General features: G+C 63.5%; 20 protein-coding genes and 1 riboswitch. Of the genes, 7 read left to right on the top strand and 13 right to left on the bottom strand.

What is annotated here, in order from left to right; all coding sequences use genetic code 11:
- Nucleotides 1-90 precede the first annotated feature (90 nt).
- The gene (locus BLS26_RS20205; protein WP_172804645.1) at nt 91-1,566 is read left to right on the top strand and encodes an amidase; all 1,476 of its coding nucleotides are present in this window, start codon (nt 91-93) and stop codon (nt 1,564-1,566) included.
- A 1-nt stretch (nt 1,567) separates the two neighbouring features.
- Here the strand turns inward: BLS26_RS20205 and BLS26_RS20200 are convergent, their stop codons facing one another.
- A complete protein-coding gene (locus BLS26_RS20200) occupies nt 1,568-2,251 on the bottom strand; it encodes a TetR/AcrR family transcriptional regulator (protein ID WP_092514014.1) in 684 nt (227 codons plus the stop codon).
- A gap of 90 nt (nt 2,252-2,341) precedes the next feature.
- Between BLS26_RS20200 and BLS26_RS20195 the strand changes: the two genes are divergently transcribed.
- Nucleotides 2,342-3,613 carry an HlyD family secretion protein gene (locus BLS26_RS20195; RefSeq protein ID WP_092514012.1) on the top strand — a complete coding sequence of 424 codons (1,272 nt, stop codon included), beginning with the start codon at nt 2,342-2,344 and terminating at the stop codon, nt 3,611-3,613.
- Nucleotides 3,552-5,153, top strand: a complete 1,602-nt coding sequence (locus tag BLS26_RS20190) for a DHA2 family efflux MFS transporter permease subunit (RefSeq protein ID WP_172804644.1) — start codon at nt 3,552-3,554, stop codon at nt 5,151-5,153. The genes BLS26_RS20195 and BLS26_RS20190 overlap by 62 nt, the downstream gene beginning before the upstream one ends.
- A gap of 15 nt (nt 5,154-5,168) precedes the next feature.
- Here BLS26_RS20190 and BLS26_RS20185 read toward each other — a convergent pair whose 3' ends face one another.
- Nucleotides 5,169-6,275, bottom strand: a complete 1,107-nt coding sequence (locus BLS26_RS20185; protein WP_092514008.1) for a 2'-deoxycytidine 5'-triphosphate deaminase — start codon at nt 6,273-6,275, stop codon at nt 5,169-5,171.
- Between the two features lie 122 nt (nt 6,276-6,397).
- Nucleotides 6,398-6,477, top strand: a riboswitch (SAM riboswitch).
- 74 nt (nt 6,478-6,551) lie between these two features.
- On the opposite strand from BLS26_RS20185, the gene BLS26_RS20180 reads away from it, so the two are divergent.
- A complete protein-coding gene (locus BLS26_RS20180) occupies nt 6,552-7,745 on the top strand; it encodes an O-succinylhomoserine sulfhydrylase (protein WP_092514006.1) in 1,194 nt (397 codons plus the stop codon).
- Nucleotides 7,746-8,002: 257 nt separating this feature from the next.
- Here BLS26_RS20180 and BLS26_RS20175 read toward each other — a convergent pair whose 3' ends face one another.
- The 3 genes from BLS26_RS20175 to BLS26_RS20165 are packed head-to-tail and all read right to left on the bottom strand — an operon-like array spanning nt 8,003 to nt 11,102.
- Nucleotides 8,003-9,079, bottom strand: a complete 1,077-nt coding sequence (locus BLS26_RS20175) for an SGNH/GDSL hydrolase family protein (protein WP_244541634.1) — start codon at nt 9,077-9,079, stop codon at nt 8,003-8,005.
- 14 nt (nt 9,080-9,093) lie between these two features.
- On the bottom strand, nt 9,094-9,852 hold the full coding sequence (locus BLS26_RS20170) for a lipolytic enzyme (protein WP_092514004.1): 759 nt from the start codon (nt 9,850-9,852) through the stop codon (nt 9,094-9,096).
- On the bottom strand, nt 9,849-11,102 hold the full coding sequence (locus tag BLS26_RS20165) for an OpgC domain-containing protein (protein ID WP_092514002.1): 1,254 nt from the start codon (nt 11,100-11,102) through the stop codon (nt 9,849-9,851). Before BLS26_RS20165 ends, BLS26_RS20170 begins: the two co-directional genes overlap by 4 nt.
- Nucleotides 11,103-11,350: 248 nt before the next feature.
- Here BLS26_RS20165 and apaG point away from each other — a divergent pair, with 248 nt between their 5' ends.
- Together apaG and BLS26_RS20155 are read left to right on the top strand one after the other, a co-directional pair.
- Nucleotides 11,351-11,743, top strand: coding sequence for a Co2+/Mg2+ efflux protein ApaG (apaG, locus tag BLS26_RS20160; protein ID WP_092514000.1), 393 nt, complete (start codon nt 11,351-11,353; stop codon nt 11,741-11,743).
- 710 nt (nt 11,744-12,453) lie between these two features.
- Nucleotides 12,454-13,389 (top strand): IS110 family transposase, encoded by a 936-nt coding sequence (locus BLS26_RS20155; RefSeq protein WP_244541633.1) that lies wholly within the window; start codon nt 12,454-12,456, stop codon nt 13,387-13,389.
- Nucleotides 13,390-13,729: 340 nt separating this feature from the next.
- Here the strand turns inward: BLS26_RS20155 and BLS26_RS36790 are convergent, their stop codons facing one another.
- The 4 genes from BLS26_RS36790 to BLS26_RS20135 all read right to left on the bottom strand — a co-directional run bounded on the left by BLS26_RS36790 (nt 13,730) and on the right by BLS26_RS20135 (nt 17,534).
- Nucleotides 13,730-13,909: a hypothetical protein gene (locus BLS26_RS36790; protein WP_244541632.1), complete on the bottom strand. Its 180-nt coding sequence runs from the start codon at nt 13,907-13,909 to the stop codon at nt 13,730-13,732.
- Nucleotides 13,910-14,190: 281 nt separating this feature from the next.
- Entirely contained in the window at nt 14,191-15,189 is a 999-nt protein-coding gene (locus BLS26_RS20145; RefSeq protein WP_092513998.1) for an Hsp33 family molecular chaperone, read from the bottom strand.
- Between the two features lie 210 nt (nt 15,190-15,399).
- Nucleotides 15,400-16,326: an ornithine carbamoyltransferase gene (argF, locus tag BLS26_RS20140; RefSeq protein WP_092513996.1), complete on the bottom strand. Its 927-nt coding sequence runs from the start codon at nt 16,324-16,326 to the stop codon at nt 15,400-15,402.
- A complete protein-coding gene (locus BLS26_RS20135; RefSeq protein WP_172804806.1) occupies nt 16,326-17,534 on the bottom strand; it encodes an aspartate aminotransferase family protein in 1,209 nt (402 codons plus the stop codon). The genes argF and BLS26_RS20135 overlap by 1 nt, the downstream gene beginning before the upstream one ends.
- A gap of 567 nt (nt 17,535-18,101) precedes the next feature.
- Here BLS26_RS20135 and BLS26_RS20130 point away from each other — a divergent pair.
- A complete protein-coding gene (locus BLS26_RS20130) occupies nt 18,102-18,611 on the top strand; it encodes a GcrA family cell cycle regulator (RefSeq protein WP_092513994.1) in 510 nt (169 codons plus the stop codon).
- Between the two features lie 276 nt (nt 18,612-18,887).
- On the opposite strand, the gene phoB is transcribed toward BLS26_RS20130, so the two are convergent.
- The 4 genes from phoB to pstA form a co-directional block, all read right to left on the bottom strand.
- The gene (gene phoB / locus BLS26_RS20125; protein WP_092513992.1) at nt 18,888-19,592 is read right to left on the bottom strand and encodes a phosphate regulon transcriptional regulator PhoB; all 705 of its coding nucleotides are present in this window, start codon (nt 19,590-19,592) and stop codon (nt 18,888-18,890) included.
- A gap of 29 nt (nt 19,593-19,621) precedes the next feature.
- The gene (gene phoU / locus BLS26_RS20120; protein WP_092513990.1) at nt 19,622-20,338 is read right to left on the bottom strand and encodes a phosphate signaling complex protein PhoU; all 717 of its coding nucleotides are present in this window, start codon (nt 20,336-20,338) and stop codon (nt 19,622-19,624) included.
- A gap of 105 nt (nt 20,339-20,443) precedes the next feature.
- On the bottom strand, nt 20,444-21,271 hold the full coding sequence (gene pstB / locus BLS26_RS20115) for a phosphate ABC transporter ATP-binding protein PstB (protein WP_092513988.1): 828 nt from the start codon (nt 21,269-21,271) through the stop codon (nt 20,444-20,446).
- Nucleotides 21,268-22,113, bottom strand: coding sequence for a phosphate ABC transporter permease PstA (gene pstA / locus BLS26_RS20110; RefSeq protein ID WP_092513986.1), 846 nt, complete (start codon nt 22,111-22,113; stop codon nt 21,268-21,270). Before pstA ends, pstB begins: the two co-directional genes overlap by 4 nt.

The following is a 22,113-nucleotide window of genomic DNA, read 5'->3' as shown; positions in this document are numbered from 1 at the left end:
CGGCGCAATGCGCCGCGCGCGAGGCTGGATTGCCTTGACGCGGACGCTTGCGAAACTAAGGTCCGAAGCAACGCCGAAGGGATCGATTGCATGACACTACCGATGAGCTGGGACGAGTGGACGCGACACGACGGCACGGCGTTGGCCGCACGCGTCCGCAAGGGCGAACTCACGGCAAAGGAATTGGCGAAGCAGGCGGCGGCCGGGATCGCCAAGGTCAATCCCGCGCTGTCGGCCGTCGTCGAAGTGTTCGAGGACGCGATCGCCGATCCCGTCAGCAACGGCGCCAACCCCGACGGGCCCTTCGCAGGTCTGCCGTTCCTGATGAAGGATCTCGGCCCGACCATGAAGGGCCGGCTGCAGGAAATGGGTTCACTGATCATGCGCGGCAACCGCGCGACCGCAGATACGTTCCTGACCGGAAAATTTCGTCAGGCGGGACTCAATCTCATCGGGCGCACCACCACGCCGGAGTTCGGGGTCTGCAGTTCGGCGGAAAATCCCGCCGTCTATGTCACGCGCAATCCCTGGAACACCGACTACACCACCTGCGGATCGTCGGCCGGCAGCGCCGCGATGGTTGCGGCCGGTGCGTTGCCGATCGCGCATGCGACCGACGGCGGCGGCTCGATCCGGATTCCGGCCGGCGTCAACGGCAATATAGGGCTGAAGGTGTCGCGCGGCGTGTTCTCGCTCGCGCCGCATCTGTCCGATCTGACCGGGCTGGTCTCGATTCAGGGCTGCCAGTCGCGTTCGGTGCGCGACACTGCCGCTTTCGTCGACGCCTGCCGCGGGCCCGCGCCCGGCGAGTTCATGCCGTTCTGGACCACGCCGGAGCCTTATACCGAAATGATCAAGCGCGATCCGGGCCGGCTCCGCATCGCGCTCTCGCACCAATGGGGCGCGTATCGCGCGACGCCGCAGATCGCGGCCGAACTCGCGCGGGTCGGAAAATTCCTCGAAGGCCTCGGCCATCACGTCGATTACGCGCTGCCGGAACTGGACTTTCCCGCAGCCTTCGAGGCGCAGACGACCTGCTATGTCAGCAACTTCGCCCAGGTGATCGGCAACATGCTGGCCGCGCGCGGGCTCGACCGGCCGCCGGCCGACCTCATCGAGCCCGTCAACATCCGGATCTGGGAAGCCGGCCGGCACACCAGCTTTACCGAACGCGCGCGGATGCAGGCGGTGTTCAACACCACGTCGCGCGGCTTCGGCGATTTCTTCGAGCGTTGGGATATTATCCTGACGCCGATCACCGCGCTGCCGACGCCGAAGGTCGGCACCACGGAGTACCTCACGATCAGCGACAATCCGTCGGTAGCGGACTGGTTCGGCAATCTCTGGCGCAATTTCGCGTTCACGCCGCTGGCGAACCTCTGCGGCATCCCCGCGATCTCGCTGCCGATGGCGACACATGAACACGGATTGCCGCTCGGCATCCAGGCGCAGGCGAAGCAGGCCAATGACGGCCTGCTGCTTCAGCTCGCGGCCCAGATCGAGCGGGCCATCGATGGCAAATGGAATGCGGGCGAGCGGCCCGGCGTGCACGTAACGGGCAGTTAACTCACGCCGCTCGATATCCCCTGAGGAATACGCCGACGCATTTCCGGACTCGTGCTTCGATTTGCGGGCGCGATGGCAATGGAAGGCCACCGAACATGGTGGCGCGCCGTGGCGCATCCGCGACCATGCCAAGCAACATCCCGGCGGCTTCTTCGGCATCGTCGAGCCTGATCAACCCGCGTTTCTCCTGCGTGGTCAGCCAGTCGGCCAGCGCCTTGACGGCCCGCTGGATTCCGTTGCGGTAGAACGCTCCGGCCAGATCGGAGAATTTTCCGGCCTCCTGCAGCACCATGCTCTGAAGCGCAACGACCTCCTTGTCGAGCGCGAGATCGGCGCAGGCCATCAGCGCCGCGAACAGCGCTTCGTCGATCTCGGCATGATCGATCGCCTCCAGATTGATTTCGGACAGAAACCGATCGATCCGATCCGACGTCATGCCTTCGAACAGCGCCGCTTTGTTCGGGATTAAACGGTAGAGCGTTTTGGTCGAGACCCCGGCGCGGCGCGCCACGCTCTCGATACTGGTCGCGGCATAGCCATTGTTTGAGAACTCGTGCCGTGCCGCTTCGTAGATGACCTGGCGCGTTTCGTCGTCGGGGCGAACCCGTGGTCGCCCCCGGAGGCGGCGCTCTTCGCAGGGATCCCCGCTCTGGTCGGGGGCTCGGGTGATCTTGATCTCAGCCATGTGATTAAATGATGCCTGTCATTCTATTGACAGTTCAAAGGTAGGGTCTATTTTGGAAAATATCAAGTTTCCTAATTGAGGGCGACACCCATGACCCGCCATTCCACCTCCTTCGAGATCGAGAGCCCGGTTCCAGCCGACATCAGCAAGGACTTGCTGCCCGGCCTCACCGAAACGACGGCCCCGGCCCAGCCGGCAGTCAGAAAGTTTAATTTTCGCAAGGCCTTGCTGACCGGTGCGGCGCTGGCCGTACTGGCCGGTGGCGTGTGGTATGGGTGGGATTACTGGACGGTCGGGCAATACCTGGTCTCCACCGACGACGCCTACGTGAAGGCCGATAACACCACGATCGCGCCGAAGGTTTCGGGCTACCTGCATCAGGTGCTCGTCGGCGACAACGAGCGCGTCAAGGCCGGACAGGTCCTGGCGCGGATCGACGACCGGGATTTCAAGGTCGCGCTCGACCAGGCCAAGGCTGATGTCGCCGCGGCGCAAGCGGCGATTACGAGCAAGCAGGCGCAACTCGAAGTCCAGCAGGCCGTCATCGCCGCAGCCGAGGCCACGCTCGAAGTCGACCGGGCTACGCTGACTTTCGCAGTTCAGGAAAACAAGCGCTATTCCGATCTTGCGACCACCGGATACGGCAGCGTGCAGAATGCGCAGCAGGCGCAATCGCGCAACGGCGGCGCACAGGCCGCGTTGGCGCGCGATACCGCCAACCTGACGTCGGCGCAAAAGCAGGTCGACCTGCTCAAGGCCGAGATCGTGCAGGCCAATGCTGCATTGTCGCGGGCTCAGGCGATCCAGAATCAGGCCGAACTCAATCTCGGCTACACCACCATTACAGCTCCGATCGACGGCGTGGTCGGCAACCGCACGCTGCGGGTCGGCCAGTTCGTGCAGGCTGGCACGCAGTTGATGTCGGTGGTGCCGGCCAGCGGCGCCTATGTGGTTGCCAACTACAAGGAGACGCAGCTCACCGACGTGCATGAGGGACAGGCGGTGGACATCGCCGTCGACATGTTCCCCGGCCAGATCGTGCACGGCCATGTCGACAGCATCGCACCGGCCAGCGGCCAGGAATTCGCGCTGCTGCCGCCGGACAACGCCACCGGCAACTTCACCAAGGTCGTGCAGCGCATTCCCGTGAAGATCGCGCTCGACCGCGGCAACGCTTCGCTCGTGGAGCTGCGGCCGGGCATGTCCGTGATCCCGACCATCGAGACCCGCGCCAAGGCGCCGATCCGCCAGGCGGGGGCCGCAACCAAGGTTTCGAATTCTGTTCAGGGAGCATCGTGCCATGTCAAATCTCAGCCCGTCCGCCTCGACATCAGCGCTTCCGACCTCGCCCACAACATCTGATCGCGCCAGCGCCACCACCTGGATCGCCGTGCTCGCCGCCATGATCGGCTCGTTCATGGCGATCCTGAACATCCAGATCACCAACGCCTCGCTGCTCAACATCGAAGGCGGCATCGGCACCGGCGTCGACAACGGCTCGTGGATCTCGACCTCCTACCTGATCGGCGAGATCGTCGTCATTCCCCTGACCGACTATCTCAGCCGCGTGTTCTCGTTCCGCCGCTACATGCTGGCCAGCGCCGCATTGTTTGCGGCCTTCTCGGTGGCGTGTGCCTTCACCCACGATCTGCCTTCGATGATCGCGATGCGCGGCCTGCAGGGTTTTGCCGGCGGCGTGCTGATCCCGATGGCGTTCACGCTGGTGCTGACCAAGCTGCCGAAGCCGCAGCAGCCGGTGGGCCTCGCCATCTTCGCCCTGTCGGTCACCTTTGCACCTGCGATCGGGCCGACCATCGGCGGCTATCTCACCGAGAATTACGGCTGGCGAACCATCTTCTTCGTCAACGTGGTGCCGACCATCGTGATGGTGACCGCGCTCTATTTCACGCTGGAGCGGCAGCCGATGCAGTTCAAGCTCTTGAGAGAGGGCGACTGGGCCGGCATCTTCACCATGGCTATCGGATTGTCCGCCTTCCAGACCGTGCTTGAGGAAGGTAACAAGGACGACTGGTTCGCCTCCCCCTTCATCCTGCGACTGGCTGTTATCGCGCTGGTAAGCCTGTCGCTGTTCGTCTGGATCGAACTGACGGTCGAAAAGCCGCTGATCCGGCTGCGGCTCCTGAAGCGGCGCAATTTCGGGTTCGGCACCATCGCGGTGACGCTGCTCGGCTTTGCGCTGTTCGGATCGGTCTATATCCTGCCGGCCTATCTCGGCCAGGCGCAGGGCTACAATGCCGAGCAGATCGGCGCCGTGCTGGCGTGGACCGGTCTGCCGCAATTGCTGCTGATTCCGCTGATCCCAAGGCTGATGCAACGCCTCGACGCCCGTTATATCGCCATCACCGGCCTCCTGATCTTCGCTTATAGCTGTTTCATGAACACGGCGATGTCGCCCGACTATGCCGGCGACCAGCTCTGGATTCCCAACATCGTGCGCGCCATCGGCCAGGCCATGGTGCTGACCCCGTTGACCTCGGTATCGACAAGCGCCACCGCGCCGCAGGACGCCGCGGCCGCGTCGGGTATCAGCAACATGCTGCGCAACCTCGGCGGCGCGATCGGCACCGCCGTGCTCGCCACCGTGATCACCAAGCGCGAGCAGTTTCATTCCAACATCATCGGCCAGTCGGTGACGCTCGGCCGCGAGGAAGTGCGCAACCGGATCGCCCAGACGACCGACTATTTCATGGCGCATGGCGTGCCCGATCCGGCCGCCGCGCATCAGCAGGCGATCATCGCGCTCGGCAAGACCGTGAAGCATCAGGCGCTGGTGATGGGCTTCAGCGACACCTTTGCGGTGATCGGCGTGGTGCTTGTGATCGCAGCCCTGGCGGTTGCGCTGACGCGGAAAGCGAAGACGGCCGCGGCCGCGGCGCATTGAACAAGATGTCCGGACTCAGACCTTGAAATGCTTGGAGAGCTTCAGGCCCTGCGCCTGATAGTTCGAGCCGATCTTCTGGCCGTACATCGCGTCGGGCCGCGCCAGCATTTTCTCGTAGACGAGGCGGCCGACGATCTGGCCGTGTTCGAGGATGAACGGCACCTCGCGCGAGCGCACCTCCAGCACGGCGCGCGAGCCCTGCCCGCCGGCGCCGGCATAGCCGAAGCCAGGATCGAAGAATCCGGCATAGTGGACGCGGAATTCGCCGACCAGGGGATCGAACGGCACCATTTCCGCCGCATAATCCGGGGGCACCTGCACGGCCTCTTTCGACGCCAGAATGTAGAACTCGCCGGGATCGAGAATGAGACTGCCGTCGGGCCGCGCCTCGATCGGCTCCCAGAATTCGCCGACTGCATAGCCGCCGCGGCGATCGATATCGACCACGCCGGTGTGGCGCTTGGCGCGGTAGCCGACAAAGCCGTTTGCGTTCTCGCCGGACAGATCGACCGACAGCGCGACGCCGTTGGCCAAATCTGCATCGTCGATATCGACCAGCCGCTCGGCCGCGTGCAGCGCATCGAGTTCGTCGGCATTGAGGATCGCGTCGCCGGTGCGGAAACGCACCTGTGAGAGCCGCGAACCCTCGCGCAGCAGCACCGGGAACGTCTTCGGGCTGATCTCGGCATAGAGCGGGCCGTGATAGCCGGCGCCGATCATGTCGAAGCGGCGCGTGCCGTCGGCGATCACGCGGGTGAACACGTCGAGCCGCCCGGTCGAACTCTTGGGGTTCGCAGCCGCAACGATCTCGCGCGGCAGCGCAAGGCTTTCCAACAGCGGGACGATGTAGACGCAATTCGTCTCCAGCACCGCGCCGTCGCTTAGATCTATTTCATGCAGCTTCAATTCGTCGATGCGCTCGGCCACCGTCGCGCCCGGCCCGGGCAGGAAGCTCGCGCGCACCCGGTAGGCGATATCGCCGAGGCGCAAATCGAGGCTCGCCGGCTGGATCTGGCTTTCGACAAAGGGGTATTCGGGCAGGATGAGACCCGCATCCGCCATCGCTGCGATCATGCGGTCGGGCAGAATTCCATTGGCGTCGGGCGGCAGCGAAAACGACACGGCGTGGTCCTCTGAGGCGGCCCGTCGGATGGCCCAAATGCCATCCAGACCTCATAAATAAGGGCTTTTACGGGTTATCCGATGGCCGCCTTGACGAAAAGGGCGCGAGGGAATATCAGCATGACTTATCCCGTGGTGATTTGAGCCGGCCGGCTTGCAGCCACGTTAAATAAGTCGCTAAACAGGCCGGGGACGCGTGTGATCCCGGCTTGTGGAAATTTTTCCAGGCCGGTTTTTTTGTGACCATTTTCGAAGGATGGTCACGACGGAGGTCACATGTCTGAGGCTAATTCTACCACCCGCTATCGTCCCGAAACCAAGCTGGTCCATTCCGGCACCCTACGTTCGCAATACGGCGAGACCTCCGAGGCGCTGTTTCTGACCCAGGGGTTCATTTACGACAGCGCCGAGCAATGCGAGGCGCGGTTCAAGGGCGAGGATCCCGGCTTTCTCTATTCGCGGTTTTCCAATCCCAACATCTCGATGTTCGAGCGCCGCATGATCGAGCTCGAAGGCGCCGAAGCCGCCCGCGCGACCGCCACCGGCATGGCCGCGGTGACCACCGCGATCCTGGCGCCGCTGAAAGCCGGCGACCACGTGGTGGCGGCGAAGGCGATGTTCGGGTCCTGCCGCTATGTGGTGGAAGACCTGCTGCCGCGCTACGGCATCCAGTCCACCCTCGTCGACGGTCTCGACCTCGACCAGTGGAAGAAGGCGATGCGGCCGAACACCAAGACGTGCTTCCTCGAAAGCCCGACCAATCCGACGCTCGACGTGATGGACATTTCGGCGATCGCCGAGATCGCGCATCAGGGCGGCGCGCGGCTGATCGTCGACAACGTGTTCGCGACCCCGATCTGGCAGAGCCCGTTGTCGCTCGGCGCCGACGTCGTGGTCTATTCCGCCACCAAGCACATCGACGGCCAGGGCCGCTGTCTCGGCGGCATCATTTTGTCGTCGGAAGCCTTCATCGCCGAGCACATCCACAACTTCATGCGCCAGACCGGCCCGTCGATGTCGCCGTTCAATGCCTGGGTGCTGCTGAAGGGGCTGGAGACGCTGGCCGTGCGCGTGCGCGCGCAGACCGAGACCGCCGCGAAGGTGGCGGATGCGCTCGCCAGCCATCCGAAGATCTCGCGGCTGATCTATCCCGGCCGCGCCGATCATCCGCAGGCTGCATTGGTGAAGAAGCAGATGCGCGCCGGTTCGACCCTGATCGGCTTCGAGGTCAAGGGCGGCAAGGCCGGCGCGTTCCGCTGCCTCAACGGGTTGAAGATCTCGCGCATCTCGAACAATCTCGGCGACGCCAAGAGCCTCGTCACCCATCCCGCCACCACGACGCACCAGCGGCTGGCGCCGGAGGCGCGCGCCGAACTCGGCATCAGCGAAGGCTTTATTCGCTTCTCCGCCGGGCTCGAGCATGCCGATGATCTGATCGAGGACTTTGCGGCGGCGCTGGAGAAGGCGTGAGGCGCATTCACCGTCATTGCGAGCGAAGCGAAGCAATCCAGTCTCGCTTGAAGCAAGTCTGGATTGCTTCGTCGCTTCGCTCCTCGCAATGACGGCGGATGGAGTACGTAGGGTGGGCAAAGCGAAGCGTGCCCACCCTCGCGTATCACAAAGACTGTTGGTGGGCACGGCGCAAGTGCGCCTTTGCCCACCCTACGAAGCCGCCGTTCATTATATCCGCCGCGGCGTATGGGTCCCTGCGTTCGCAGGGACGACAGCTACATCGGCCGGTAGGTCCGCACGTCGGACGGCACGTTGACGCCGAGCTTGATCTGGCCGACCGACTTGATGATGTCGTCGCCGAGCAGTTGGGCGAAGCAGGCGTAGCCCCAATCGTTCATGTGCAGGCCGTCGGAGATGACGAAGCTGTCGATCGGGATCGCCTGCCTCTCGTGCCAGTCGCGCATCACCTCGAAGCGCGGAAACACGCCGACGTGACGGAGTTCGGCGACCCTGCCGAGCAGCTTGACCATCTTGCCGGTGCTCTCGGGGTGCTCGTTGACGCGCGGCGAATATTGCGGATCGACCAGCACCAGGTCTGCTCCCGCTTCCTGAATCCGTTTGACGCCCGCCTCGACCATGGTGGCGGTCTCGCCCGGATCGAGGTTGCGCAGCACCGCGTTGGTGCCGACCTGCCAGATCACCATATCCGGATGCATGTCGATCACTTCGGCCTGCAACCGCTTCATCATTTCGGGCGCGTCCTCGCCGCCCTTGCCACGGTTGACGACGGTGATGTCGGCGGTCGGATAGTGCCGGCGCAACTGCGCGGCGAGCCGGTTGGGATATTTGAATTCCGGCGACGACGCGCCGTAACCGTCGGTCGACGACGAACCGAACGCGACGATCACGACCGGCTGCCCCGCGGCGAGTTTGCTCGCGACATGCGGCAGCGAGCCCATCGATTTTGCACCGCCCTTCGGCGACAGACACGGCACGCGGCTGAAGATATCGGACGCCGATTTCGCGACCTCCCTCACCTTGTCGATCGCCCGGCCGGCGATGCCCTTTTGCGCCGCCGGATTGGCCGGATCGACGGCCACGACATTGCCGGCGCCGGCGGCACCCGTGGTCGCTGAACCGCCCGTCGTCGGCGCAGCCTGCGGTTTGACGGCTTCAGGCTTGGCGGCTTCAGGCTTGGTAGCTTCAGGCTTGGCGTTGCCGCCGAGTGCGGCCTGCTGTGCCACCTGCGGCTGGGCAACTTCCGCGTGCAGCGGCAAAATGCAGGCAGGCGCCAGCAGCGCAAAAACGGCGACGGCAAATGTGGTCAAACGAAAAGGGTAGTGACAACTCATTAACGCTAGTTCCCTTAATTCTGCTGCGCCGCATCAAGGTGGGCGCTATCGATCACGAATTTCGACAGCGCGCGGCCGAGACAGGCGTGAACGCGCTCGACCAGATCCAGGCCGTGCGCGGTACTAAACAGGTCGAAATCGCCGGCGTCGTTCCAGTGGCGCATGATCGCAAACCGGTCGAACAGCGGAACGTCGTGCTGCTGCGCCACCACCCGCATATTATCCAGATAAGGCGGCGCTGAAATCATCGTCTCCGTGCGCGGACTGTATTGCAGATTGACCAAGACCACATCGGTTCCGGCGGTTTGCAGCGCAACAACACCTTCGTCCAAGGCGCTGCGAAACTCGTCGGGATCGACGGATCGCATAGCATCGACGGTGCCGGTCTGCCAGATAACCAAAGTAGGCTTTTTTGCTTCCACCAGCTTAACGAGCGTGGCGGCCGCCTCATCGGCGGTTTTCGCGCTCTGTAGTTCTACGGATAGGTTGATCGGCAGCGTCGGCAGCCGCTCTTTCAGCGCCGCCTGCAACCTTGCGGGGTAGGCGCTGGCTTCCGCGGAGGGGATCGAGGAGGAACGGCTGCCGACCACCAGGATGGTCAGCGGCTGGCCTTTTTTCACGGCCTCGGTGACTTTCGGCAGCGAGCTTTCGCTGGTCAGGAGATAGGCCGGCACATCGCAGGGCTGGGGCGCATCCTCGGCGCGCGCGAAGCCGGTGGCCGCCAGGCCGGCGAGCAGCGTCACACCCAGCAGAGTCCTGACAGCGGACCTCATGCGCCCCCTCCGGCCATATCGGCGTTGCCGGCGGCGCTTTTTGTTTTCGACGCACCCTTGTCGGCGGAGTGCTTGTACCACGAAATCACCCACGCCATTCCCCACATGATGAGGATTCCGGAGATGCTGACCAGCAAGTGCATTGCAGCACCGCCGGAGACTTCGGCCAGCACGAAATGCCCTGCGAAAGCCAGGAAGACACCGAGGCAGAATATCTCAAGCGAATGCTGGCCGCACAGGATCAATGGTCGCAGCCAGGGCGATTTCAGCCCTGGCCAATCCCTGGGCAGGAAGCGCACGGTGATCGCCGCCAGCGCCAGGAAATGGGCGAAGCGCAATACGTCCAGATCGGTCTTGTCGATCGGATACATCCACTGCTCGACGATGCGGGGCAGGCGGCCGAGTTGAGGCACAGACCAGGTCAGGGCGACGCAGAAAGCGGCAAACAGATAGACGAAGCAAATCCACATCGTCACCGGCGACGACAGCAGCCGCGACATCCGCTGCGCCCCGCCCATCGCGCACCAGGCCCCGAACACGAACAGCAACTGCCAGGCCAGCGGGTTGAAGAACCAGAAGCCGTTCGGATAGGCGGTGAGATACCAGTCGAAGTGCCAGGTCAGCACATAGATCAGCGCCGACAGCGCCAGTGCGACGTCGGCCTTCCATTTCATCAGCCACAGGATCAGCGGCAGGAACAGCATCAGGACAATATAAAGCGGCAGCACGTCCATGTTGACGGGGCGGAATCGCAGCAGCAGCGCCTGGACGATGGTGACATCCGGCTGCTTGAGAAAATCCATGATGCCCATCTCTTCGCTGTAGAGCGGGTTCTCGAAGCTGGTGGCGACGTAGGAAATCTCGGCCAGGAAGATCGTGAACAGGAACACGTGCGCGACATAGATCTGCCAGACCCGCCGCAGGATCCGCGCGGTCGCCACCACAAAGCCGGCCTGCAGCATCGCCCGGCCATAGACGAAGGCCGCGGTGTAGCCGGAGATGAAGATGAAGATCTCGGTGGCGTCGGAAAATCCGTAATTGCGGATCGTGAACCAGGTCAGGATGTTCGGCGGCAGATGATCGATGAAGATCAGCCAGAGCGCCAACCCGCGAAACAGGTCGAGCCGCAATTCGCGCTCGCCGGCGGCCGGGAACGCGATCGCCGGTGCTGCAGCGACGGCCGCCGCGTCGCCGGTCGCGGACGCGGCTTTGGCACCGTCAACGGCAATGGGATCGGCAATGGACGTCATCAGGCACCGTCTGGACAGTTGGCAATTTTACGCTGGCACTGACCGAAATCGATCATATCGGCCCGCAAGTTGCACACAAGGTACGCATCGAGATACGGGCCGGCCGCACGCGGGGTGCGCTATAGAACGGAACTATGTTGAAACCGCGATGAAACCTGCGTCGATTGGCCCTGCCGGCCCGCCCGGCGATTGGTTCCGCCAGCTTTGTTAGGTATGATGTGCGACAGGATTTTCGAAAGCTTTTTTGCATGTACCGCGCCGTCACCCGTCAAATCGAAGTTACCGTCGAACCGAACTTCATGCCGGAACGCTCGGCGACCGAGAAGGGCCAGTATTTCTGGTCCTACACCATCGTGATCGTCAATACCGGCGCCGAGACCGTGCAGCTCCGCACCCGGCACTGGGTCATCACCGACGCCACCGGGCGCAAGCAGGAAGTCCGCGGCGAAGGCGTTGTCGGCGAACAGCCCGTGCTCGCGCCTGGCGAACGCTTCGAATACACCTCCGGCGTGCCGCTGCCGACCGCCTCCGGCTTCATGACCGGCCGCTACCAGATGGTCACCGAAAGCGGCGAACGTTTTGAGATCGACGTGCCGACGTTCTCGCTGGACAGCCCGGAAGGCAAGCGGGTGTTGAACTGACGGTCGTGACTCCATCGTTGCCTTCGTAGGGCGGATTAGCGAAGCGTAATCCGCCGAGTGGAGAGCGAGATGGCGGATTACGCCTCCGGCTAATCCGCCCTACAACACACTTTCGCGATCTCGCGGCATCATCTGCCCGAAGTTTTGCATTTCGTTGGCCCTCCGAAAGAGAAGAGGGCGCGGGGAAGACCGGATGCGCGCTGCACCCGCGGTCTCGCAGGCGTGTTGCATAGGAATATGCTGCCCACGAGCATACAGGTTCAGCGGAGAACATCCGGCCTCCCCCACGCAATGGCTTTACGGCTTATACGAGATCGTCCTGGTGACCGGCTTTCTTGCCACCATCGCCGGCTTCAGCTTTCGCTTCCGCCAACTTGACGCCAGCACCGGGGCGTCGGACCCAAACGATTTCGCCGTACGCAAGGACCGCGCTCGTCAGTCGCGACCTCACGTCCACCGCTCCCTGTCCCTCGTTTGCGACGATGGCCTACGCCCCTTGTGTCCGCGAGATCTGCCAGAATGTGCGAACGGGCGGTTGCCTACCAACCGCCCGTTCGCTGGAACTGAGCCCGCAACGCCCTAAGGCGACAGAGCCTGTATCAGAGCGAGGGACAGCTCCGGTGTCTTCCTCAACCCGAACAGTTGCATGGGCTTCGAGCCCGCACGAGCAAGGAAGGGAGTGGATGATGGCACAAAACGGTCTCATCGTCGTGGGCATCGATGTCGCCAAGGACAAGATTGATGCATGCATTCGCGTGCTGGCACTGCGGCAACCGTACCCGAGCAGCGCGCAGGGGCATCGCCGGTTGGTTGCCTGGCTGCGCAAGCACAAGGTGAACAAGGCCGTCATGGAGGCCAGTGGCGGCTATGAGCGGGACTGGGCCAAGGTACTGCGTCAGGCCGGCATCGCGGTGCGGATTGTCGACCCCAAGCGGGTGCGCAGCTTCGCCCGATCGGCCGGACGCCTGGCCAAGAACGATGCGATCGACGCGGAGATGATCGCTTGGTTCGCCGAGACATTCAACGAGGCACCGGAGCAGAGCTACGATGCCGCGCATGAGGAGATGCTGGCGCTGGTGAAGGCGCGTATCGCACTGGTTGAGTTGAAGACCCGCTTGCAGAGCCAGAATGAGCATGCTGCACCAGGATTGGTTCAGAAAGCCCATGCCCGCATCTTGAAGGACCTGGCCCGCGAAATTGCTGGGCTAGAGGCTGCCATTGCGGCCAAGATCAAGGCCACGCCACACCTTGCCGAGCGTGCCGAGATCATCGCGAGCGTGCCTGGCTTCGCCGCGACGAGCGCCGCGAACCTCGTCGCGGGCATGCCGGAGCTTGGGCAGGTTAGCAACGAGGTCGCCGCCGCATTATTGGGTGCGGCTCCTTACGATGACGATAGTGGCCAACGGCGCGGCGAGCGTCATATCAAGGGTGGCCGCCGCTGGATTCGCACTGCGATCTACATGCCCTGTCTCGGGGCCGTCACGCAGAACAACCCGGCGCTCAAGGCCTTCTATCGACGCCTGATCGCCAAGGGCAAGAAGCCGAAAGTCGCGCTCATTGCCTGCATGCGCAAGCTGATCGTCATCTGCAACACGCTGATCGCGCGACGGCAGAAATGGGACCCCAGCCGTTACGCGCTGAGTTGAGCGAGTGCATCCTCTCGCGCTCGGTCTGCGACCGAGCGCATGGTCGACCTCAAAGACCGGTGAGCGGACGGGGTCAAGGCCGTCAGCCGCCGAAGGCGGGGGCGCGGCAGCGCCAGTCTTGAGCCCCGGCCGATCGCCGGTCTACCAGCACAGTTGCTCTGGTGGGACAGGATGGCGGGATTCCTACTTCTGATTTGCCCGACGTGGCTAGAGATTTATTTTTGATTCGAGGGATTGACACCATTTCCGATAATCAGAAATGATTTGCCCGTCGCATTGATTTGACAAAGATTAGTAAGGCCGATTGAGGCTTGCGATCGCAATCGGCTGCAGGCGAGCCTTACATGACCCGGATCGGAAACCGGACGCGAACGCCGCGTCCGGCCGGAAACAGCGCTTCGAGCACGACGAAATCCGGGCCGAGATAACCGCGCTGCGAAACATAGGTCGCCACCACGCCCGAAACGCGGCGGCGGTTGCACACGCTTCGGGGATTGGCTTCGGAGAATGACGGAAACACACCGGTCTGCCGGATGCCCGACCATGCTCGGGCGGCTGCGCCACCCGGAGAACCACCGCTCCGGCCGACGAACAATCGGGATTGGCCGCAGCAGCCTGATAAAGCATCAACGGCCGGCCGGAGGCCACGACCTTGTCCGCCCGTGCGGGCACGACGGACAACAGGAGTCCGAGAGCAACACATACAGTTCGCATTTTTGATTTCCCCCAGCGCATCGGCCCGTCAGGCGACGGTGGGGAAATCTACACGCAGCAATTGCGTTTCGTCGAGAGGCTTTTGCCCTACTCCACGCCCGCTTCTTCCGGCGTGAACTCATACACCGACGAGCAGAACTCGCAGGTCACGACCACCTTGTTGTCCTTGACCATCTCGGCGCGATCCTTCGCGGCAAAGCTTTTCAGCATCGACGAGACCGCGTCGCGCGAGCAGGAGCATTGCGCGCGCAGCGACAGCGGCGAAAACACCCGCACGCCGCGTTCATGGAACAGACGATACAGCAGGCGCTCGCCGGACAGATCCGGATCGATCAACTCGACGTCCTCGACGGTTGCGATCAGCGACTGGCCTTCGACCCAGGCGTCGTCTTCCTCGATCTCGGGCTTCGCCACGCCTTCGGGCACGTCACCGGGATCGAGATCATGTTGCGCCCGTTCGGGGGCCTTGGGCAGAAACTGCAGCAGCATGCCGCCGGCGCGCCAGCGATGCTTCGGGCCATCGCCGCCACCGCGCCACTCCTCGCCGACGGCGAGCCGCACCCGGGTCGGGATCTGCTCGGAGCGCAGGAAGTATTCATGCGCGGCGTCTTCGAGATTGCCGCCGTCGAGCGCGACCAGGCCCTGGTAGCGGCTCATGTCCGGGCCCTGGTCGACGGTCATCGCCAGGTGGCCCTTGCCGAGCAGGGCGCCGGAATCCTGGCCGTCCTTCAGTTGCGTGGCATCATAGCGCGCATACGCACGTAAACGATCCGGCGCCTGGAAATCCACGATCAGGAACGACACCGGGCCGTCGGTCTGGGTCTGCAGGATGAAGCGGCCGTCGAACTTCAGCGACGAGCCCAACAGCGTCGTCAGCACGATGGCTTCGCCGAGCAGCTTGCCGACCGGGGCGGGATAATCGTGCTTGGTCAGGATGTCGTCGAGCGCGGGGCCCATGCGCGTCAGCCGGCCGCGCAGGTCGAGCTCACTGACCTCGAACGGCAGCACCGCGTCATCGACGGGAACCGACGATGGCGCGCGGATGGGGGCCTCGGCCGTGATTTTGATATCTGGGGATTGGGACATGGCGCTTTATCTGGGGTCGGCGGAGGTGGAAAGAAAGGGGTATTTTGTTCCTCCCCCTCGTGGGGAGGGTGGCACATCGTGAGCGTAGCGAACGATGTGACGGGTGGGGGGCTGCTTCAACAAAGGGATTCTTCGCGCACTGCCGTGCGCTACCCCCACCCGGCGCTTCGCGCCACCCTCCCCACAAGGGGGAGGGATAAAGAGGCAACCCTAAGCCACTGTCCCAAAGCACCAGGCCAGAATGCCCTTTTGCGCGTGCAGGCGATTTTCGGCTTCGTCGAACACCACCGATTGCGGGCCGTCGATCACCTCGTCGGTGACTTCCTCGCCGCGATGGGCCGGCAGGCAGTGCATGAAGATCGCGTCCTTGCTGGCCAGCGACATCAGCTTGGCATTGACCTGATAGGGCTTCAGCACGTTGTGGCGATGTTCGCCTTCCTTGTCGCCCATCGAGACCCAGGTGTCGGTGACGACGCAATCGGCGCCGCGCACGGCTTCCTCCGGATCGGCGCCGAGCACGATCGGGGCTTGCGTTGCCTTGATCCAGTCCTTCATCGCCTTGTTCGGCGCGAACTGCGGCGGGGTCGCGACATTGAGCTTGAACTTGAAGCGCTCGGCCGCATGCGCCCACGAGGCCAGCACGTTGTTGTCGTCGCCGGTCCAGGCCACGGTGCGGCCCTCGATCGGCCCGCGATGCTCCTCGAAGGTCATCAGGTCGGCCATCACCTGGCAGGGATGCGAGCGCCGTGTCAGCCCGTTGATGACGGGCACGGTGGCGTGCGCGGCCAGTTCCAGCAGCGCCTCGTGGTTGAGGATGCGGATCATGATGGCGTCGACATAGCGCGACAGCACGCGCGCGGTATCGGCGATGGTCTCGCCGCGGCCGAGTTGCATCTCCGCGCCGGTCAGCATGATGGACTCGCCGCCGAGCTGGCGCATGCCGACGTCGAACGAGACGCGGGTGCGGGTCGACGGCCGTTCGAAGATCATCGCCAGCGTCTTGCCTTCGAGCGGCTTCTGGTTCTTTTCATGCGCCTTCAGCTTCGCCTTCATGGCGGCGCTGGCGTCGAGCATGTTGCGCAGCTCGGCCAGCGGCAGTTCCGAGATGTCGAGGAAGTGACGGACGGGCTTGCTCATCACCCCGCCGCCTTCTTTAACGTTGCGCCCGACAGCGCGACACAGGCGCGTTCGAGCATCTGCACGGATTGCTCGATCTCGGATTCATTCACGATCAACGGCGCGAGGAAGCGCACCACATTGTCGCCGGCGCCCACCGTGAGCAGCTTCTGATCGCGCAGCGCATTGACGAGATCGCCCGAGGGCACCACGGCCTTGACGCCGACCAGAAGCCCCTCGCCGCGCACTTCCGCCAGCACGTTCGGATAGCGATCGACCACCGAGGCCAGCTTCTGCTTCAACAGCAGCGACATCTTCTGCACATGATCGAAGAAGCCGGGCTTCAGCATCACGTCGAGCACGGCATTCGCCGCCGCGATCGCCAGCGGATTGCCGCCGAAGGTCGAGCCATGCGAGCCCGGCGTCATGCCGGAGGCGGCTTCCGCGGTGGCGAGACAGGCGCCGATCGGGAAACCGCCGCCGAGCGCTTTCGCCAGCGACATCACGTCGGGGGTGACGCCGAGGCGCTTGTAGGCGAAGAGATCGCCGGTGCGGCCCATGCCGGTCTGCACCTCGTCGAACGCCAGCAGCAGGCCGTGCTTGTCGCACAATTCGCGCAACGCCTTGAAGAACGCGTTCGGCGCCGAGCGGACGCCGCCCTCGCCCTGCACCGGCTCGATCAGGATGCCGGCGGTGTGCGGGCCGATCGCCTTCTTCACCGCTTCGAGATCGCCATGCGGCACCTGGTCGAAGCCGTCCATCGGCGGACCGAAACCTTCGAGATATTTGGCCGAGCCGGTCGCGGCCAGGGTCGCCAGCGTGCGGCCGTGGAACGCGCCTTCGAAGGTGATGATGCGATAGCGCTCGGGATGACCCTTGGCGGCGTGATACTTGCGCGTCACCTTGATCACGCATTCCAGCGCCTCGGCGCCGGAATTGCAGAAGAACACGAAGTCGGCAAAGCTCTGCTCGCACAGCCGCGCGGCGAGCTTGTCGCCGTCGGGCGACTTGAACAGGTTCGACATGTGCCACAGCTTGGTGGCCTGCTCCTGCAGCGCAGAGACCAGATGCGGATGGCAATGGCCGAGCGCATTGACCGCGACGCCTGAGGTGAAATCGAGATAGCGATCGCCGTTGGTGGCGACCAGCCACGCGCCCTCGCCGCGATCGAAGCCGAGATCGACCCTGGCGAAAACGGGGAGCAGATGCGACGCGGCGCTGTTGGTCATGGCGATCACTGAAGGGTTGAGACCGGCCGCAGAGAACACCCGTATTGGTGCACTCACGGCTGTGGTCAGTCATCCGAAAACAAAACGTGCCGCCTTTTGAGGCGGCACGTGAGAGGCATTCTATGCTGGCGGCCAAGGCTGTCAACATGCCGTAGGGCCTGCTTGCAGGCCCGTTAATCTTCTTGTTTGAGCATGATCTTTTCGGAAAACCGGTGTCCATTTTTCCGGATCATGCTCCAGCCGCTCTCGTGCACTGCAAGAAAAGGCAATCCGTACATTTCCGGTGTGGTGGAAAACTCACATTGCAATGCCTAGATGTCGGAACATGTGGACGCGCTGCCCCGGACTCTTGCGCCAGAGTCACGCCATATTGTAGCGTCTGGGCTGTCGGGTACGACATCTCGTGCGGCAGTTCTGATCTCAAGAGTCTATTTGTACGGCGTTCACGTTCGGGCACGGCTTTCGCGCCCGGCGAGGGCTAAGGGATTCTGACCGCAGGGATATTTGAGATTTGGCATCGCCAGCGCTGCCCCCGATAGGCCAGCGCGAAGCGAAGGGAAGAATGCGATGACGGTATTGACATGGTCCGACGATCGCGTCGAGCAGCTTAAGAAGCTCTGGGAAGGCGGCCTGTCCGCCAGCCAGATCGCCGCGGAACTCGGGAATGTGACGCGCAACGCGGTGATCGGCAAAGTGCACCGGCTCGGCCTGTCCGGCCGCGCCAAGAGCCCCTCTTCGGCAGCACCGCGCCAGCGCAAGGCCCGCCCCGCCCAGCACATGATGCGGGTGGCGCGTCCGGTGTCGCGCGGCAACACCGCGCTTGCGCATGCGTTCGAAGTCGAGATGGAGCCGGATCCGATCGCCTTCGACAATGTCGTGCCGATGAGCCAGCGGCTGACGCTCCTGGAATTGAACGAGGCGACCTGCCACTGGCCGGTCGGAGATCCCTCGACCGCGGACTTCTTCTTCTGCGGCGGCAAGGCGCTCGCCGGCCTGCCCTACTGCGCGCACCACTCGCGCGTCGCCTACCAGCCGGCCTCCGATCGCCGTCGCCCGGCGCCGAAGCCGACAAGGTAATTCTCCGTCATTGCGAGCGGAGCGAAGCAATCCAGACTTGCTTCGCTGACGGATGGATTGCTTCGTCGCTACGCTCCTCGCAATGACGAAGCTTCGTCGTCCCGGCCTAGTGCGCAATTGCGCACGGGGGCCGGGACCCATAACCGCCGATGGATCGCGGTTATGCCGAGCTGGAGCTTCAGCTCTTTTCTAACAATTACATTTTGTGGTTATGGGTCCCGGCTCAAGGCCGGGACGACGGCGGAGTTTGTTGCTCCGCCTGCCCCTACAAGAGCCCTACGGCTCCGCCTTCGCGAAGCGATCATCCAGCGCGTAGCCGGCGCCGCGCACGGTGCGGATCGGGTCCTGCTCGCGGCCGGGGTTGAGCAGCTTGCGCAGGCGGCCGATGTGAACGTCGACGGTGCGCTCGTCGATATAGATGTCGCGGCCCCAGACGCTGTCCAGCAACTGCTCGCGCGAGAACACGCGGCCAGGATGCTCGAGGAAGAACTCGAGCAGGCGATACTCGGTCGGGCCGAGATCGATCTGGCGGCCGGAGCGGGCGACGCGGCGTTTCTCGCGGTCGAGCTCGATATCGCCGTAGGTCAGCACGGTGGCGAGCCGCTCGGGGCTGGCGCGCCGCAACAGGCCTTTTACCCGCGCCAGCAATTCCGGCACCGAGAACGGCTTGACGATGTAGTCGTCGGCGCCGGTGGCCAGGCCCCGGACGCGCTCGCTTTCCTCGCCGCGCGCGGTCAGCATGATGATCGGCAGTTGCTTGGTCTCCGGCCGCGCCCGCAGGCGCCGGCACAGTTCGATGCCGGACAGGCCCGGCAGCATCCAGTCGAGCACGATCAGGTCGGGCACCCGCTCCTTCAGCCGCGTATCGGCATCATCGCCGCGGCCGACGGTCTCGACTTCGTAGCCTTCGGCATCAAGGTTGTAGCGCAGCAGCGTGGTCAGCGCTTCCTCGTCTTCAACCACCAGAATGCGTGCGTTCATCGATTTGGCTTCCCTATCGTTCTGACGCGTCAGTTACCGGGTACTGTCGTGGCGAACGTCGTCATGTCGCCCTTCGGGCGCTTGTCGAGAATCTGCTGACCCTCGATCATGTAGAACACGGTTTCGGCAATGTTAGTGGCGTGGTCGCCGATCCGCTCGATATTCTTGGCGCAGAACATCAAATGAATGCAGAACGAGATGTTGCGCGGATCTTCCATCATGTAGGTCAGGAGTTCGCGGAACAGCGAGGTGCAGATGGCGTCGACTTCCTCGTCGCCCTTCCACACCGCCATCGCCGCCGGCAGGTCGTGCGCGGCATAGGCGTCCAGCACCGACTTGACCTGCGACTGCACCAGATCGGTCATGTGCTCGAGGCCGCGGATCAGCTTCAAGGGCTGGAAATCGTTCTCCAGCGCCGCGACCCGCTTGCCCATGTTCTTGGCGAGGTCGCCGATCCGCTCCAGATCGGTGGCGACGCGCATCGCGCCGACGATCTCGCGCAAGTCGATCGCCATCGGCTGGCGCCGCGCGATGGTCAGCACCGCGCGTTCCTCGATGATGTGCTGCAGGCGGTCGATCTCGAGGTCGGAGGTGACGACGCGGTTGCCCAGCGCGATGTCGCGGCGGACCAGCGCATCGACGGATTCGGTGATCATGCGTTCGGCAAGGCCGCCCATCTCGGCAACGAGACGGGTGAGTTCCTGCAGATCGCCGTCAAACGCCTTGGCGGTATGTTCAGAAGCCATTTGATCTCTCCTCAATCATGATCCGATCGGATCGGAGCATGATTTGAATTTCCCTTTTGAGCACGATCTCTTCGGAAAACCGGGTCCCACTTTTCCGGATCATGCTCAGCCGAACCGGCCGGTGATGTAGTCCTGGGTTCGTCGATCGCTCGGCGAGGTGAAAATCCTGTTGGTGTCGTCGAATTCGATCAGTTCCCCGAGATACATGAAGGCGGTCTTGTCGGAGACGCGCGCTGCCTGCTGCATATTATGGGTAACGATGGCGATGGTGTAGTCCTCCGCCAGTTCCTGGATCAGTTCCTCGACCTTGGCGGTCGAGATCGGATCGAGCGCCGAGCAGGGTTCGTCGAACAGGATCACTTCGGGCCGCACCGCGACCGTGCGGGCGATGCAGAGCCGCTGCTGCTGGCCGCCGGACAGGCTGAGGCCGGATGCGTTGAGCTTGTCCTTGACCTCGTTCCACAGCGCGCCGCCACGCAGCGCCTTCTCGACCCGGCCGTCCATCTCGGATTTGGAGATCTTTTCATAGAGGCGGATGCCGAAGGCGATATTTTCGTAAATCGTCATCGGGAACGGGGTCGGCTTCTGGAACACCATACCGACGCGGGCCCGCAACAGGTTGAGATCGAGCTTGGGGTCGAGAATGTTGGTCTGGTCGAGCATCAGCTGGCCAACGGCCTTCTGGCCCGGATAGAGATCGTACATCCGGTTGAAGATCCGCAGCAAGGTCGACTTGCCGCAACCGGACGGGCCGATGAAGGCGGTGACGCGGTTGGTGCCGAGCGTGAGGTTGATGTTCTTCAGCGCGTGGTGTTCGCCATAGTAAAAATTCAGGCCGCGCGCGGTCACCTTCGGGGGCGCTTCCGGCAGCGCCGATGCCGCGGGAGGAAGGCCGCCGGCAGCACTCATCGATGATACGGATACGTCGGTCATTTTGCTGTCCTCTCGGCGCCGAGGATGCGCGCGCCAATATTCAGGGCAAGAACGGTCAGGGTGATGAGCAGAGCCCCGCTCCAGGCGAGCTGTTTCCAGTAGACGTAGGGGCTTTGCACGAAGTTGTTGATGGTCACCGGCAGGTTCGCCATCGTCTTGGTCAGGTTGAGGCTGAAGAACTGGTTCGACAGTGCTGTGAACAGCAGCGGCGCGGTTTCGCCGGCGACGCGGGCGGTGGCGAGCAGCACGCCGGTGATGAGGCCCGAGCGCGCCGCGCGGTAGGCGATGCGGCGGATCACCAGCGAACGCGGCAGGCCGAGCGCGGAGGCGGCTTCACGCAACGGATTGGGCACCAGCCCCAGCATGTCCTCGGTGGTGCGCACCACCACGGGGATGACGATCACGGCGAGCGCCAGACAGCCGGCAAAGGCCGAGAAGCCGCCCATCGGAACCACGATGGCGCCATAGACGAACAGGCCGATGATGATCGAGGGCGCGCTGAGCAGGATGTCGTTGATGAAGCGGATGATCGACGTCAGTTTGTCGTGCTTGCCGTATTCGGCCAGATAGGTCCCGGCAAACAGGCCAAGCGGCGCGCCGATGCCGACCCCGATCACGGTCATGATGATCGAGCCGACGATGGCGTTGCGCAGGCCGCCTTCGGTCGAGCCGGGCGGCGGGGTGTCCTGGTAGAACACCGCGAAATTAATGCCGGCGAGGCCGTTGTAGAACAGCGTGAACAGGATCAGTGCGAGCCAGGTGACGCCGAACAGAGCGGCACCGACGCATAGCGCCCGGACGACGATGTCGAAGCGTTTGCGCGAGGAATAAATCGGGTTCAT

It is taken from the genome of Afipia sp. GAS231, assembly GCF_900103365.1.
GTDB lineage: Bacteria > Pseudomonadota > Alphaproteobacteria > Rhizobiales > Xanthobacteraceae > Bradyrhizobium.
This window is presented reverse-complemented; position numbering and strand designations above follow the sequence as displayed.